We start from the raw sequence: 13,435 nt of genomic DNA, 5'->3' as shown, positions 1-13,435 counted from the left end.
ATGGACCCCGTATAGCACCCTGAGACCATGAAAACAGGCCCTTTTTTCGCGCGGAACCAGCCCGTTTTGCCCCAAAATTGACCCGAGAGGCCCATGCAACCGACCGCCGACTTCGATCCTGCCCATCTTGCCCACTCACTGCTTCGCCGCAGCCGCCAGGGCGCGCTCGCCACGCTGATGGCCGGCAGCGGCGATCCCTATTGCTCGCTGGTCAACCTGGCGAGCCACCTCGACGGCTCGCCGATCCTGCTGATTTCCCGGCTGGCGCTGCACACCAGGAATATCCTGGCCGACAGAAGGGTGTCGCTGATGCTCGACGAGCGCGCCGAGGGCGATCCACTGGAAGGCGCCCGGGTCATGCTGGCGGGGCGGGCGGAGGAGGTCGCAGACGGCGAGCGGGAGTTCGTCCAACGGCGTTACCTAGCGGCCCATCCGTCGGCGGAAGCCTTTGTAGAATTTAAGGATTTCTCGTTCTTCGTGATCCGGCCGAGCGGCGCCCATCTGGTCGCCGGGTTCGGCCGCATCGTCGACCTCAAGCCGGCGCAGTTCTTGACCGATCTCGGCGGTGCCGACGCGCTGCTGGAGGCCGAGCCGGGCGCGGTGGCGCATATGAACGAGGATCACCGCGAGGCCATGAATCTCTACGCGACCCGGCTGCTCGGCGCCGACAGCGCCGACTGGCTCTGCACCGGCTGCGACCCCGGCGGCATGGACATGCAGGCCGGCCGCGCCACGCTGCGGCTCGATTTCCCCGAGCGGGTCAGCAACGGCACCGAGCTGCGCAAGATGCTGGTGCGGCTCGCCGGCGAGGCACGCGCCAAGGGACAGGGCAAGGAAGAATAGGTCAAGGCAGCAGGGCGGGCGTCCCCGCGCGGCGGTGCACCGCCCGACGAGGCATGGTGTCGCATGGCCGCGTTCGCCAGTCGTTCAGCGAGGCGGAGCGAGCTTTCGCCCAATCGTGGATGCGTTTGCCACCGCGTCTGACAGCGCGATCATTTCGTGCCGGCGCGTCACGTCATCGCCTGGTCGGCGCGATGCGCGCGTGCGAATTTTTGGGCCTGCATGAAGGCGAACGCCCTCAATCGCGATGCCCAAGTCGCGATCACGCGGCGGTGCAGCGTGCTGATTGCGTTATCATCGATTGCTGCGATCGACGATGCTGTCGCCGGCGAACGCAGACGGCGCTGCGGAACATTCGCCGCCGTCGCGCATTGAAGTGACCCAGCTTCGACGACGGCGTGTTGAGCTTGATCGAAGCTGCTTATCTAAAGCTCAATGGTGGTGCTATCCGCGTGCGAAACGATAGCGGACGAGATGCTTGGCATTGCGGCGCCGCGTCGACTCGCGGCAACTTCCCTCAACGACGACACATCCTCAGCGCGAAATGCATAGTGGGCATTCTGGGCTTTGCGCGACGCGGAAATGCGCCGATCGCTGGCACTCTTTGTGCATCGCAACGCCTTGTTCGCAGCGGGAAAGCCGGTCAAATGCCGCCCGACCGCTGCGAAAACAACGAGAATGCGAAAGCAAAGCGAAAGGGTTTCGCGCTGCGGTATTTGCGATCGATGATGGGCCTGCCTTGGAATAAACCAAAAGCCGTTCGACTGGCTTGGCAAGCCCGGCGATCCCCACTATTAGGTCGCCGGACCGGGGCCGAGAGGCTATATTCTGATGACGGTCATCACCGCGACGGGGCGCGACTAGCGACATTCGCGCGAACAAGGATACGCGGGTTCGAGGAGGTTCTTCGTGCAAGAGACGGGCGTGCATAACGGTGCCTTTGGTGCCGACAAATTCGGCTTAAAAAATCTCAAGGGCGTGCATTGGAACTATGGTGCGCCGCAGCTTTACGAGCACGCGTTGCGCAATGGCGAAGCGGTGCTCTCGGCCGATGGCGCGCTTTGCGCGGATACCGGTGAGTTCACCGGCCGCAGCCCGAAGGACAAGTTCACGGTCCGCGACGGCCTGACCGACAAGAGCATGTGGTGGGCCGGCAACCAGTCGATCACCTCGGAGCAGTTCGCAACGCTCCATGCCGACTTCCTCAAGCACGCCGAAGGCATGACGCTGTTCGCGCAGGACCTCTATGGCGGCGCCGATCCGACGCATCGCATCAAGACGCGCGTCTTCACCGAACTCGCCTGGCACTCGCTGTTCATCCGTACGCTGCTCATTCGCCCGGAGACGTCGGAGCTCGCGAGCTTCGTGCCGGAGCTCACGATCATCGATCTGCCGAGCTTCCGCGCCGATCCGAAACGTCACGGCTGCAAGTCGGAGAACGTCGTCGCGATCGATTTCGCCCGCAAGATCGTCCTGATCGGCGGGTCTTATTATGCCGGCGAAATGAAGAAGAGCGTGTTCACCACGCTGAACTTCTATCTGCCCGAGAAGGGCGTGATGCCGATGCACTGCTCGGCCAATGTCGGGCCCGATGGCGACACCGCGATCTTCTTCGGACTGTCCGGCACCGGCAAGACCACGCTGTCAGCCGATCCGAAGCGCACGCTGATCGGCGACGACGAGCATGGCTGGAGCGAGGACGGCGTCTTCAATTTCGAAGGCGGCTGCTACGCCAAGTGCATCAAGCTGTCGGGCGAAGCCGAGCCTGAAATCTATGCCGCCAGCAAGCGCTTCGGCGCGGTGCTGGAAAACGTCGTGCTCGGCGCCAATGACCGCGTGCCCGATTTCGACGACGGCTCGAAGACCGAGAACACCCGCTCGGCCTATCCGCTCGATTTCATTCCGAACGCCTCGCGCACCGGCCGCGCGCCGCATCCGAAGAACGTGGTGATGCTCGCCGCCGACGCTTTCGGCGTGATGCCGCCGATCGCCAAGCTGACGCCGGCGCAGGCGATGTATCACTTCCTGTCCGGCTACACCGCGAAGGTCGCCGGCACCGAGCGTGGTCTCGGCAACGAGCCGCAGCCGGAATTCTCGACCTGCTTCGGTTCGCCGTTCCTGCCGCGCGATCCGTCGGTGTACGGCAATCTGCTCCGCGAGCTGATCGCCAAGCACAATGTCGATTGCTGGCTGGTCAACACCGGCTGGACCGGCGGCAAGTACGGCACCGGCCGCCGCATGCCGATCAAGGTGACGCGCGCGCTGCTGACCGCGGCGCTGAACGGCTCGCTTCGCAACGCCGACTTCCGCACCGACAAGTATTTCGGCTTCGCGGTGCCGACCTCGCTGCCGGGCGTCGAGCCGCACATCCTCGATCCGATCAAGACCTGGGCCGACAAGGTCGAGTTCGACAAGACCGCGCGTGCGCTGGTCGGCATGTTCCAGAAGAACTTTGCCAAGTTCGAAGCGCAGGTCGACGCCGAAGTCCGCGCCGCCGCGCCGGAAGTGAAGCTGGCGGCGGAGTAGGGCGCGCAAGCGGGATGCAATCTGAAAAGGCGGCCCTCGTGGCCGCCTTTTTTGCTTCGATTTCTCTATCGCCGAGCCACGCGCGATATCTCTCCCCGTCATCCTGAGGTGCGAGCACTTGCGAGCCTCGAAGGATGAACGGCCCGGCCGGTGGCCGTCGACCCTTCGAGGGCCGCTGAAGAAGCGGCAACCTCAGGGTGACGGGACTGGCGTGATCCGCGCCTCGCTATTCCCCCATCTCGGGCAGCACGGCATTGGTCGGCGTCTGCCGGTCCGTGATCTGCAAACCGAACAGGCTGCCGATCAGTTCGACCGCGACGCGGGCGGTGCGGCCGCGCTCGTCGAGGAACGGATTGAGCTCGACGATATCGAGCGAGCGCACCAGTCCGGAATCGTGCAGCAGCTCCATGATCAGATGCGCTTCCCGGTAGGTCGCGCCGCCCGGCACCGTGGTGCCGACGCCGGGCGCCACCGCCGGATCGAGGAAGTCGACATCGAACGAGACATGCAGCACGCCGTTCTTGGCGCGCACGCGCTCGATGACACGGCGGGTCAGCACGGCGACGCCGAACTCGTCGATCTGGCGCATGTCTGATATCGAGACGTTGCGCTGCCGCAGCAGCTTGCGCTCCAGCGGATCGACCGAGCGGGTGCCGATCAGATCGAGCTGATCGGGCGGGATCGAGGCGCGCGGCAGCTCGCCGAGCAGGTCGTCCAATCCAGGCTCGCCGCACAGGAACGCCGCCGACATGCCGTGCATATTGCCGGTGATTGTCGTTGCCGGCGTGTTGTAGTCGGCATGGGCGTCGACCCACAGCGCGAACAGCGGCCGGCCCTTTTCCTGCCAGTAGCGCGCGACGCCGTTGATCGATCCCATCGACAGCGAGTGATCGCCGCCCATGAAGATCGGGATCGCGCCGGAATGCGCCAGCCAGTAGGCGCGCTCGGACAGCGCCCGCGTCCAGGTCTTCACCTCGTCATAGAATTTGGTGTTGGCCGGCGCCGGGCCATCGGCCACGACCTGCGGGATCGCGAGGTTGCCGTGGTCGTCGACCTTGAAGTCGAGCTGCTCGAGCAGGCGCGCGATGCCCGCGGTGCGCAGCGCGTCCGGTCCCATCAGCGGACCGGCCTGCGATGCGCCGATCTCGATGGGAACGCCAAGCAGCGCGATGCGAGACGGTCTGGAGTTGTCGGCTTCGGACATGCGGCAGGGCTCCCAAAGACGTGGAACAGAAGCGACGCGCCAATGTTCCCTCAACCCTTGAAATAGGCAATCCGTTCAATTCCGACCATGTGGATAGCTCGGGTGGGGTTACGCTTTGAAGTAAGCGATCTGCGTCGTGGTCGCGAGCAGGCGGCCGGACGGCGACCACAATTCGCCGTGCTGGTCACCGTAGCTCTTGTGGAAGGTCTTGGCGTCGGCGACCGCGAGCACGCGGGTGGTATCCTCGGCATCCAGGTCGGCTGCGTCGGCGTGGAAATAGGTCGTCAGCGACACCGTGCCGAACGGCACCAGTTCACCCCGCGCGTGGAAGACGCGGCCGAAGAACGCGTCCGACATCGACATCAGCGACAGCGCGTCGAGCTTGCGCGGCACGCGGTCGGCGATCCAGAGCTTTGAATAGGGGCTCGACAGCTGCTTTGCCGCGCCGTCCTGAAACTTCGGCTCGCCCTCGGCGAAGCGGAAATCATACTGGTTGGCCCAGGTCATCTTGAGCTTCGGAAACGACCGCAGCCCTTCGAATGGCATAGCACCCGGAAACTCGGCCGGCTGGTGCGACCAGGACGGCCGGCGCTCGGCGAACACGGCGGTCGCCAGGGTTGCGACCTCGCCGCCGCCTTGCGTCATCTCGACCGACCAGTGCTGGCTCGAGCGGTTGGCCTTGACCAGGCGGACATCGAGATCGAACACGCCCTCGGCGACCGGCGCGCAGTAATTGACCGTCAGCGCCAGCGGATCGCCGGCGCGCTGCGGGTGCTGCATCAGCGCGCGCAGCATGGTCGCGGCGGTGCAGCCGCCGAACGGGCCGACGAACGCCCAATAATCCGGACTGGTCCGTCCCTGCCAGCGGCTGTCGCCGGCAGTCACGGCGGTGGCTTCGTCGAAAAGGTGCGGGGTCTTGGTGAGCATGTAAATCCCTAAATACCAGTCTTTGCCGTCGTCATTGCGAGTGAAGCGAAGCAATCCATCGCACCGCATCTGCGGGCCCCATGGATTGCTTCGTCGCTTGCGCTCCTCGCAATGACGGCGTGAGGTTCACTGGCAATATCGCGGGCTGTCGCGCCGAATTCAATGACGTCGGACGTAATCGATTTCCGCGCCCCGGGATTACCCCTTCGCCTCGCGCGGGATGCCGAGCAGCGGCGGTGCGGTCGGATGCACCGGCACGTGCCAGATGTCCTCGGCATATTCGCGGATGGTGCGGTCGGAGGAGAACCACGCCATGCGTGCGACATTGAGGATCGAGGCACGGGTCCAGGCCGGGACCACCTGCCAGCGCGCGTCGATGCCGCGCTGCGCGTCATAGTAGGAATCGAAGTCGGCCGAGACCATGTAGTGATCGAGGTAGCGCAGCGCGTGCCCGATCGAGGCGAAGCGGGCGGCGTCGCCCGGCGAGAACTCGCCGCTCTCGACGGCGCGGATCGCGCGCTCGAGCCGCGGCGATTTGCGGATCACGTCAGAGGCATCGAGGCCCTGCTTGCGGCGGACCATGACGTCGCCGGCCTCGAGGCCGAAGATCGCGATGTTCTCCGGGCCGACCGCGTCGCGGATCTCGATATTGGCGCCGTCGAGCGTGCCGATCGTCAGCGCGCCGTTCAGTGCGAGCTTCATGTTGCCGGTGCCGGAGGCCTCCATGCCGGCGGTCGAGATCTGCTCGGAGAGATCGGCAGCCGGAATGATCACCTCGGCGAGGCTGACATTGTAGTCGGCGAGGAAGGCGACCTTCAGCCTGCCGCCGAGCGAGGCGTCATTGTTGACGATTTCGGCGACGTCGTTGATCAGCTTGATGATCAGCTTGGCGTAGCGATAGCTCGCCGCCGCCTTGCCCGCGAAAATCTTCACGCGCGGCACCCAATTCGCACCCGGATTGTCCTTCATCGCGTGATAGAGCGCGATGGTCTCCAGGATGTTGAGCAGCTGCCGCTTGTATTCGTGGATGCGCTTGATCTGGACGTCGAACAGCGCCGACGGATCGACCTTGACATTGTTGCGCTCGCCGATCAGCCGCGCCAGCGCCAGCTTGTTGTGATGCTTGACGTCGCGGAAGCGCTTCTGGAATTCCAGATCGCTGGAATGGGTCTCGAGCCGCTCGAGCAGCGAGAAGTCGTCGAGCACGGCCTCGCCGCAGGTCTCGCGCAGCAGCGCGGTCAGCCGCGGATTGGCCAGCATCAGCCAGCGGCGGAAGGTGATGCCGTTGGTCTTGTTGGTGATGCGCTGCGGATAGAGGTGATGCAGGTCGTGGAACACGGTCTCCTTCATCAGGTCGGAATGCATCGCCGAGACGCCGTTGATGCGGTGCGAGCCGACGAAGGCGAGCTGGCCCATGCGCACGCGGCGGCCGCTGCGCTCGTCGATCAGCGAGACCGAGGCGCGATATTCGATGTCGCCGGGGAAGCGCTCCTCGGCGAGCGCGAGATGGGCCACGTTGATGCGGTAGATGATCTCGAGATGCCGCGGCAGCAGCCGCTCGAACAGTTCGACCGGCCAGGTCTCGAGCGCCTCCGGCAGCAGCGTGTGGTTGGTGTAGGACAGCGTCGCGACGGTGATCTTCCAGGCCTCGTCCCAGCGGAAGCTGTGCAGGTCGACCAGGATGCGCATCAGCTCGGTGACCGCAAGGCTCGGATGGGTGTCGTTGAGCTGTACGGCTGCCTTCTGCGCGAGGTTGCGCAGGCCGCCATCGGAGGCGAGGTGCCGATTCACCAGATCCTGCAACGAGGCCGAGACGAAGAAATATTCCTGGCGCAGCCGCAGCTCGCGGCCCGCCGCGCTCTCGTCGTTCGGATAGAGGAATTTGCAGATCGCCTCCGCGCGCGCCTGCTCGGCGCTGGCCGACACGTAGTCGCCGGTGTTGAAGACGTCGAGCTTGAGCGGATCGGGCGCGTGCGCCGACCACAGCCGGAGCGCGTTGACGTGCTGGCCGCGCCAGCCGACGATCGGCGTGTCGTAGGCCATCGCCTCGACGGTTTCCGACGGATGCCAAGTGGCGCGGTCGCGGCCACGGTCGTCGACATGCTCGACATGGCCGCCGAAGTGGACGTTGTAGACCACCTCCGGCCGCTGGAATTCCCAGGGATTGCCGAAGGCGAGCCATTCGTCGGGATATTCCTGCTGCCAGCCCTGGTTCATGATCTGGCGGAACAGGCCGAAATCGTAGCGGATGCCGTAGCCGGTCGCGGGGATCGCGAGCGTCGCCATGCTCTCCATGAAGCAGGCCGCGAGCCGCCCGAGGCCGCCATTGCCGAGCGCCGCATCCGGCTCGCATTTGCGCAGGTCCGAGAGATCGACGCCGAGGTCGCCGAGCGCGGCCTCGAACAGCGGCAGCAGTCCCATATTGTTCAGCGCGTCGGTGAACAGCCGGCCGATCAGGAACTCGAGCGAGAGATAATAGACGCGCTTGGCGCCGGCGTCGTAGCTCTGCTTCTCGGCCGTCAGCCAGTGGTGCACGATGCGGTCGCGCAGCGCCAGCGCCGCGGCCTTGTACCAGTCGCGCCTGGTCGCAGCGGTGGCGTCCTTGCCGATCGCAAGCCTGAGCTTGGCAAGGATCGCGCTCTTGATCTCGGTCAGCGCCAGCTCGTCGATCGGCTGGTTCAATGCCGGGTGATTTGTTTGTTCCTGCAACGCCCAATCCCTGCCGTTCAAACGGACCATGATGCGACGACATGCAGCATGATCTCGTCTCCTTGTTCGAGCGTGGTCCCCCGGAAATCCGGTTCCCGCGGTTTTCCGATCACACTCCAGCGCAATGATACGCGCCTTGCACGGCAATCGAAACCGGAACGATACCCATACACCGGCGCTGCCGTGAATTTATGCAAGGACCGGGCCGCTCCGGGAACCTTCCGGAGCCGCCCGCACGGGGCTACGATGGGGCAGCGGAAGCCGGGATTTTTGTGACAATCTGGCGGAGGATGCGTGATGAGACTGTTGATCGAGATCGCGGCCGCGGCCTTGCTCGTGGTGTGCATCACGGCCACCAGCGCAGCCTATGCAGCGGGCAAGCCCGGCCGCAGCGCCGACGGCCTGAGCTGCAGCTTCAGCGTGGTGCAGAATGCCTCGCCGACTGCGCGCTGCGCCGCCATCAAGCGGCAATGCGGCGGCAAGTTCTACGCAAATGCCTGCGGCGACAAACTGCTGTCGGCGGCGAATTAAGGCGCCGCGCAGCGCGCGCTCGCGCGAATCGGGAACACCGTGGTGATACGGATTCCCAGAACTTAAGGAGTTCTTTACAACCACACCTGTCGCTCGTGGGGCGGGCAACATTTTTAGCTCCGACGCATTTCATTCCGAAGCAATTTTCCCCGGGCCGCTGACCTAGTCAGCGGCCCGAATTGCTTTAGGGGCAGCCTTATCCGTGACAGGGCGATGATGCTCGGTCGCGCCACATCGTCGTCCTGGCGAAAGCCAGGACCCATTACCCCAAGTGTCAGATGAGGCCCGACCGGTCGTTCCAGTCAGGATTTTCCGCTTCAATCAGCTTGATCTTCCAATCGCGCTTCCAGAACTTCAGCTGCTTCTCGCGCGCGATCGCTTCCTGCGGTGTCGCGAATTCCTCGACATGCACGAGACGGAACACCCGGTATTTGTAGACAAACTTGGAGCCTCGGCCCGAACGGTGCAGTTCGAGCCTCGCGCCAAGATCGTTGGTGACGCCGACATAGATCGTTCCGTGATGGCGGCTCGCGAGGATGTAGACGTAGTAGCTGCCGGCAGTGCTCATGCGTGGCCAGGGCTCGCGATATGTCGGCCTGTTGGGGTAATGGGTCCTGGCTTTCGCCAGGACGACGCTCCGGGGGCCGTCTGTAAACCATCCATAAATCAATCAGAACGAATTAAGAACACTTTAGCAAGTCTTTGATATATCATTGTGATTCGGCGCTCTTGCCGACACAATATCTATGGTCTCCAAGTCTCCGCGAGGACTACATGTCCACCATCGCCTTTGATCAATTCGCTCTGACCCGGATTGCCGATTTCGCGCGGTCGCTGTCGCGGCTGCATCAGGCCTCGCGGCGCCAGCCGATCGACGACGACCAGCTCGACCGCGAGTTCAACGCGGTCTGCATGTCGATCTGGGGCTACACCACCGATGATTTCAGCGACGAGCTGTTCTCGGACGCGGATCACGCCTGGCTCGATACGCTCGATGAAGCGCATGCGCGGATCTTCGCCGGCGAGCAGGGCTACGATCTCGTCGACGACCACGGCATGCTGACCGACTGGTGGGGCTATTGCTGGATGATCCTCGCCGAGAAGCGCGGCATCCTCAATCCGGAGAACCGCGCCGCCGCGCGGGCCGCGATCGAGGAGAAATACATGGCTGCGCCGAACGTGATCGGCGTCATCGTGGCGCGCTGACCGGCGCGCAGCTCCAAGCCGTCAGTTCGCCTCGGCCCGCTTGGCGGGCTTTGCGGCATTGCCCTTCGGAACCACCGACGACGGCGCCGGCGGCGCGGCATCGCTTCTGGTCTCCGTCAGCGGCGCATCGCTGGCGAGTTCGGCGCTGACCGGCGCAACCTTCATCTCGCCGAGCCGCGCGCGGACCGCCGCGGTCAATCCGGGATAGGAGGCGACCGGCGTGAAGTCGAACGACTGCTCGTTGCCGACGCGGACGCCGGTATAGGCGACCAGCCCGTCGGTGGTCGCGATCACGTCGCCGGCCTTAAGCGAGGCATCGAGCGCGAGGTCGACCGGCGCGAGCCCCGCCGGATCGCGGCCGTTGCAGGTGCAGTCGGCGCGCAGCGCCTTGCGATAGGCGAAGGCATTCTCGCTGTCGGCGTAGCGCTCGCCCGTGCTCGAGGCGGAGCTGTCGATGTGGCTGCCGTAATAGACCTTGGTGGCGCTCGCCGGACAGAAGGCCTGGCAGAGCTGTGCCGGTGTCGCGTTGCCGCGCATCGTCAGCGGGAAATACTTGCCGTCGCAGGTGCGCACGCAATAGGCCGGCCCGGAACCGGCGACGCGCGGCGCCGAGGCGGGGGCGGATGTCTGCCGCTCGGGCTGCTGGTTGAGGCCGAACGGATCGGCGAAGAAATTGGCTTGCGGCGGGGCCTGCCGGCCCTGCTGCTTCTGGGCACCGCCGAAGAAGAAGTCGAACAGCCCTTCGGCCGAGACGGGCGCGGGCACGACCAGGACGGAACCCGCAAAGGCGGCGGCGGCAAGCACCACGCGGCGCCGCATGCGCCGATCACTCAACTCTGTACGCAACGCCAACTCCACCCGACGCGCCACGCCGCGGCGACAAGGTGCCCCGGCGGATTCACCTTAAGACGGGATGGTAAACGAGCGATTGATTGGGCGTGACGGCGTCACAAGAAGAGGGCGGGGATCACGCGAGTCTTTCTTACCTCGCCCCCGCCTGCGGGGAGAGGTCGGATTGCATGAGCGAAGCGAAATGCGATCCGGGTGAGGGGGTACAGGTCTCACCACATTCACGAACGGGGCGAGGGAGACGAAAGACCGTCAGTCCTTCAGGAACTCGCCGGCCTTGTAGAGCGCGCGGAATTGCAAGCCGGCTTCGGCAAAGGTCTCGGTGGCGCCTTCCTCGCGGTCGACCATGGTGAAGACCAGCGCGATCTCGCCGCCGGCCTCGCGCACCGCTTCCACCGCCTTCAGCGCCGAGCCCCCGGTCGTGGTGACGTCCTCGACGATGACGATGCGCTTGCCGGCCAAGCTCTCGCCCTTGGCGAGCCCCTCGACGGCGAGCCGCGCGCCGTGCTCCTTCGGCTTCTTGCGCACGAAGAACGCGGCGATCGGATGGCCCTTCAGCCAGGACAGCTGCGCAATGGCGCCGGCGAGCGGCACGGCGCCCATCTCGAGCCCGCCGACGAAATCGAGCTTGTCGTCCTTCAGCGCCTCATAGGTGAGTTCGGCGAGCAGCGCCGCGCCTTCGGGATCGAGCATGGTCGGCTTCAGGTTGAAATAGAAGTCGCTCTTGCGGCCCGACGCCAGGGTGATCTCGCCGCGGCCGAACGAGCGCTTGCGGATGATCTCGGCGAGGCGGGCGCGGGAGGCTGATTTGGACAAAGGCTTTTCCCTTTGGGGGTCTTGAGGGTTTGAGGCGGCCGGCAATCTATCGGCGGTTACAGGCACATTCCAGCGGGTAAATCCCGCCGTCAACAGTGCCTGCGCCGCCATTTCAGCGCAGCCGTGTGCGGAAAGCGCGGGTTGTGCCGTCACCGGCTTCCCCCTAAAGCAAGCGCCAAACACTCGGCGAAACACTCGGCCAAACACTTGCACGGGAAGCGGAAATGACCATCGAGCTGCACACCTGGAACACGCCCAATGGCCGCAAGATCTCGGTGGCGCTGGAGGAAATGGGGCTGCCCTACAAGGTGATCCCGGTGAACATCGGCAAGGGTGAGCAGATGGCGCCCGGCTTCCTCGCGATCAGCCCGAACAACAAGATCCCGGCGATCGTCGATCCGGATGGACCCGGCGGCAAGCCGGTCAGCATCTTCGAGTCCGGTGCGATCCTGCTCTATCTCGGCGAGAAGACCGGCAAGTTCCTGCCGAAGCCGCTGGTGGAGCGGATCCCGGTCTATGAGTGGCTGATGTGGCAGATGGGCGGTTTCGGCCCGATGCCGGGCCAGGTGCATCATTTCATCGCGCTGGAGAACGAGCAGGACCGCGCCTACGGCCTGAAGCGCTACATGGCGGAGACGCGGCGGCTCTACGGCGTGCTGGATCGCAGGCTCGACGGCCGCGACTTCGTCGCCGGCGATCTGTCGGTCGCCGATTTCGCCATCCTCGGCTGGGCCTGGCGCCACCCGCGCCACAAGGTCGATCTCGCCGACTTCCCCAACGTCAAGCGCTGGTACGAGGCCCTGATGGCCCGCCCCGCGACGAAGCGCGGGATGGACGCGAAGCTGGATTGAGGGGGTGCGTCATTGCCGGGCTTGACCCGGCAATCCATCTTCTTCGCAAAGATCTTCAAGCGCCTGCATGCGCAGGCGATGGATGCGCGGGTCAAGCCCGCGCATGACGAGTTGGCTCACGCTCTCCTTGCCTCGAGCGCCATCTTCATCGCGAGCCCCGCGAGCACGGTACCCATCAGCCAGCGCTGCACCAGGAGCCAGGTCGGGCGGGTGCCGAGGAACACCGCGATCGAGCCGGCGGCGAGCGCGATCATTGCGTTGACGCTGACGCTGATCACGATCTGGATCGAGCCGAGCGCGAGCGACTGCGACAGCACGCTGCCGCCGGCGGGATCGATGAACTGCGGCAGCAGCGCGAGATACAGCATCGCGATCTTCGGGTTCAAGAGATTGGTGAGGAAGCCCATCGCGAACAATTTGTGCGGGCCGTCGACCTTCAGCGCCTTGACCTGGAACGGCGAGCGGCCGCCGGGCTTCAGCGCCTGCCACGCCAGCCACAGCAGATAGCCGGCGCCGGCAAAGCGCAGCGCGTCATAGGCGTAGGGAATAGCAAACAGCAGCGCGGTGATGCCGAACGCCGCGCACAGCATGTAGAACACGAAGCCGAGCGCGACGCCGCCAAGCGAGACGATGCCGGCCGCCGGCCCTTGCGTGATCGAGCGCGAGATCAGGTACATCATGTTCGGCCCCGGCGTCAGCACCATGCCGAGGCAGACGAGCGCAAAGCCGAGCAAAGCGGATGTATGGGGCATGATTGACCTCGCGAGGGGATGTACGCGCTTCTAGCGTGTCATCCGCCGCGCAGCCATGCTGGAATTGCTCTCGGAGCAATGTGGCGGCGGCGATGGTGGTACGAGAGCTTCGGCCGGAACGGCTGATCGCACACGGCATGTAAGGTGAGCACACCGGTCAGGCTCCCTCTCCCCTTGCGGGAGAGGGTGGGGAGAGGGGTAGCCCCGGGCGCCGATGATCGATT

Annotated in this window: 13 protein-coding genes; 6 read left to right on the top strand and 7 right to left on the bottom strand. The window is 64.9% G+C overall.

The features are described 5' to 3' along the window. The first annotated feature begins 93 nt into the window (after positions 1-93). From BI327_RS27470 to BI327_RS27465, 3 genes are all read left to right on the top strand, one after another. Positions 94-843 carry a HugZ family pyridoxamine 5'-phosphate oxidase gene (locus BI327_RS27470; protein ID WP_076864426.1) on the top strand — a complete coding sequence of 250 codons (750 nt, stop codon included), beginning with the start codon at positions 94-96 and terminating at the stop codon, positions 841-843. A gap of 219 nt (positions 844-1,062) precedes the next feature. Continuing rightward, positions 1,063-1,215, top strand: a complete 153-nt coding sequence (locus BI327_RS42450; RefSeq protein WP_159450490.1) for a hypothetical protein — start codon at positions 1,063-1,065, stop codon at positions 1,213-1,215. A gap of 534 nt (positions 1,216-1,749) precedes the next feature. Further along, positions 1,750-3,366: a phosphoenolpyruvate carboxykinase gene (locus BI327_RS27465; RefSeq protein ID WP_076864425.1), complete on the top strand. Its 1,617-nt coding sequence runs from the start codon at positions 1,750-1,752 to the stop codon at positions 3,364-3,366. A 226-nt stretch (positions 3,367-3,592) separates the two neighbouring features. Here BI327_RS27465 and rocF read toward each other — a convergent pair whose 3' ends face one another. The 3 genes from rocF to BI327_RS27450 all read right to left on the bottom strand — a co-directional run bounded on the left by rocF (position 3,593) and on the right by BI327_RS27450 (position 8,206). After that, the gene (rocF, locus tag BI327_RS27460) at positions 3,593-4,570 is read right to left on the bottom strand and encodes an arginase (RefSeq protein ID WP_076864424.1); all 978 of its coding nucleotides are present in this window, start codon (positions 4,568-4,570) and stop codon (positions 3,593-3,595) included. A 108-nt stretch (positions 4,571-4,678) separates the two neighbouring features. After that, positions 4,679-5,497, bottom strand: coding sequence for an acyl-CoA thioesterase (locus BI327_RS27455; protein WP_076864423.1), 819 nt, complete (start codon positions 5,495-5,497; stop codon positions 4,679-4,681). A 198-nt stretch (positions 5,498-5,695) separates the two neighbouring features. Beyond that, entirely contained in the window at positions 5,696-8,206 is a 2,511-nt protein-coding gene (locus BI327_RS27450) for a glycogen/starch/alpha-glucan phosphorylase (RefSeq protein ID WP_076864812.1), read from the bottom strand. Positions 8,207-8,503: 297 nt separating this feature from the next. Between BI327_RS27450 and BI327_RS27445 the strand changes: the two genes are divergently transcribed. Further along, a complete protein-coding gene (locus tag BI327_RS27445; protein ID WP_076864422.1) occupies positions 8,504-8,737 on the top strand; it encodes a hypothetical protein in 234 nt (77 codons plus the stop codon). 274 nt (positions 8,738-9,011) lie between these two features. On the opposite strand, the gene BI327_RS27440 is transcribed toward BI327_RS27445, so the two are convergent. After that, positions 9,012-9,305 carry a GIY-YIG nuclease family protein gene (locus BI327_RS27440; RefSeq protein WP_076864421.1) on the bottom strand — a complete coding sequence of 98 codons (294 nt, stop codon included), beginning with the start codon at positions 9,303-9,305 and terminating at the stop codon, positions 9,012-9,014. Positions 9,306-9,511: 206 nt separating this feature from the next. Here BI327_RS27440 and BI327_RS27435 point away from each other — a divergent pair, with 206 nt between their 5' ends. Beyond that, positions 9,512-9,943, top strand: coding sequence for a hypothetical protein (locus BI327_RS27435; RefSeq protein ID WP_076864420.1), 432 nt, complete (start codon positions 9,512-9,514; stop codon positions 9,941-9,943). 21 nt (positions 9,944-9,964) lie between these two features. On the opposite strand, the gene BI327_RS27430 is transcribed toward BI327_RS27435, so the two are convergent. Together BI327_RS27430 and pyrE are read right to left on the bottom strand one after the other, a co-directional pair. Further along, positions 9,965-10,762 (bottom strand): DUF2865 domain-containing protein, encoded by a 798-nt coding sequence (locus BI327_RS27430; protein ID WP_076864419.1) that lies wholly within the window; start codon positions 10,760-10,762, stop codon positions 9,965-9,967. Positions 10,763-11,044: 282 nt separating this feature from the next. Beyond that, the gene (gene pyrE / locus BI327_RS27425; protein WP_076864418.1) at positions 11,045-11,608 is read right to left on the bottom strand and encodes an orotate phosphoribosyltransferase; all 564 of its coding nucleotides are present in this window, start codon (positions 11,606-11,608) and stop codon (positions 11,045-11,047) included. A 224-nt stretch (positions 11,609-11,832) separates the two neighbouring features. On the opposite strand from pyrE, the gene BI327_RS27420 reads away from it, so the two are divergent. Next, positions 11,833-12,459 carry a glutathione S-transferase family protein gene (locus BI327_RS27420; RefSeq protein WP_076864417.1) on the top strand — a complete coding sequence of 209 codons (627 nt, stop codon included), beginning with the start codon at positions 11,833-11,835 and terminating at the stop codon, positions 12,457-12,459. A 116-nt stretch (positions 12,460-12,575) separates the two neighbouring features. Here BI327_RS27420 and BI327_RS27415 read toward each other — a convergent pair whose 3' ends face one another. Next, positions 12,576-13,211, bottom strand: a complete 636-nt coding sequence (locus BI327_RS27415) for a LysE family translocator (RefSeq protein ID WP_076864416.1) — start codon at positions 13,209-13,211, stop codon at positions 12,576-12,578. Positions 13,212-13,435: the final 224 nt, after the last annotated feature.

It is taken from the genome of Bradyrhizobium mercantei (assembly GCF_001982635.1).
Taxonomy (GTDB): Bacteria; Pseudomonadota; Alphaproteobacteria; order Rhizobiales; family Xanthobacteraceae; genus Bradyrhizobium; species Bradyrhizobium mercantei.
The sequence above is the reverse complement of the archived record's forward strand: the minus strand, read 5'-3'. Positions and strand labels throughout refer to the sequence as shown.

Excerpts from the sequence above, each read along its gene's own strand:
- BI327_RS27435 (WP_076864420.1), top strand. The coding sequence starts at position 9,512 with ATGTCCACCATCGCCTTTGATCAATTCGCTCTGACCCGGATTGCCGAT.
- BI327_RS27430 (WP_076864419.1), bottom strand. The coding sequence starts at position 10,762 with ATGCGGCGCCGCGTGGTGCTTGCCGCCGCCGCCTTTGCGGGTTCCGTC.
- rocF (WP_076864424.1), bottom strand. The coding sequence starts at position 4,570 with ATGTCCGAAGCCGACAACTCCAGACCGTCTCGCATCGCGCTGCTTGGC.
- BI327_RS27445 (WP_076864422.1), top strand. The coding sequence starts at position 8,504 with ATGAGACTGTTGATCGAGATCGCGGCCGCGGCCTTGCTCGTGGTGTGC.
- BI327_RS27455 (WP_076864423.1), bottom strand. The coding sequence starts at position 5,497 with ATGCTCACCAAGACCCCGCACCTTTTCGACGAAGCCACCGCCGTGACT.
- BI327_RS42450 (WP_159450490.1), top strand. The coding sequence starts at position 1,063 with ATGAAGGCGAACGCCCTCAATCGCGATGCCCAAGTCGCGATCACGCGG.
- BI327_RS27440 (WP_076864421.1), bottom strand. The coding sequence starts at position 9,305 with ATGAGCACTGCCGGCAGCTACTACGTCTACATCCTCGCGAGCCGCCAT.
- BI327_RS27415 (WP_076864416.1), bottom strand. The coding sequence starts at position 13,211 with ATGCCCCATACATCCGCTTTGCTCGGCTTTGCGCTCGTCTGCCTCGGC.
- BI327_RS27470 (WP_076864426.1), top strand. The coding sequence starts at position 94 with ATGCAACCGACCGCCGACTTCGATCCTGCCCATCTTGCCCACTCACTG.
- BI327_RS27420 (WP_076864417.1), top strand. The coding sequence starts at position 11,833 with ATGACCATCGAGCTGCACACCTGGAACACGCCCAATGGCCGCAAGATC.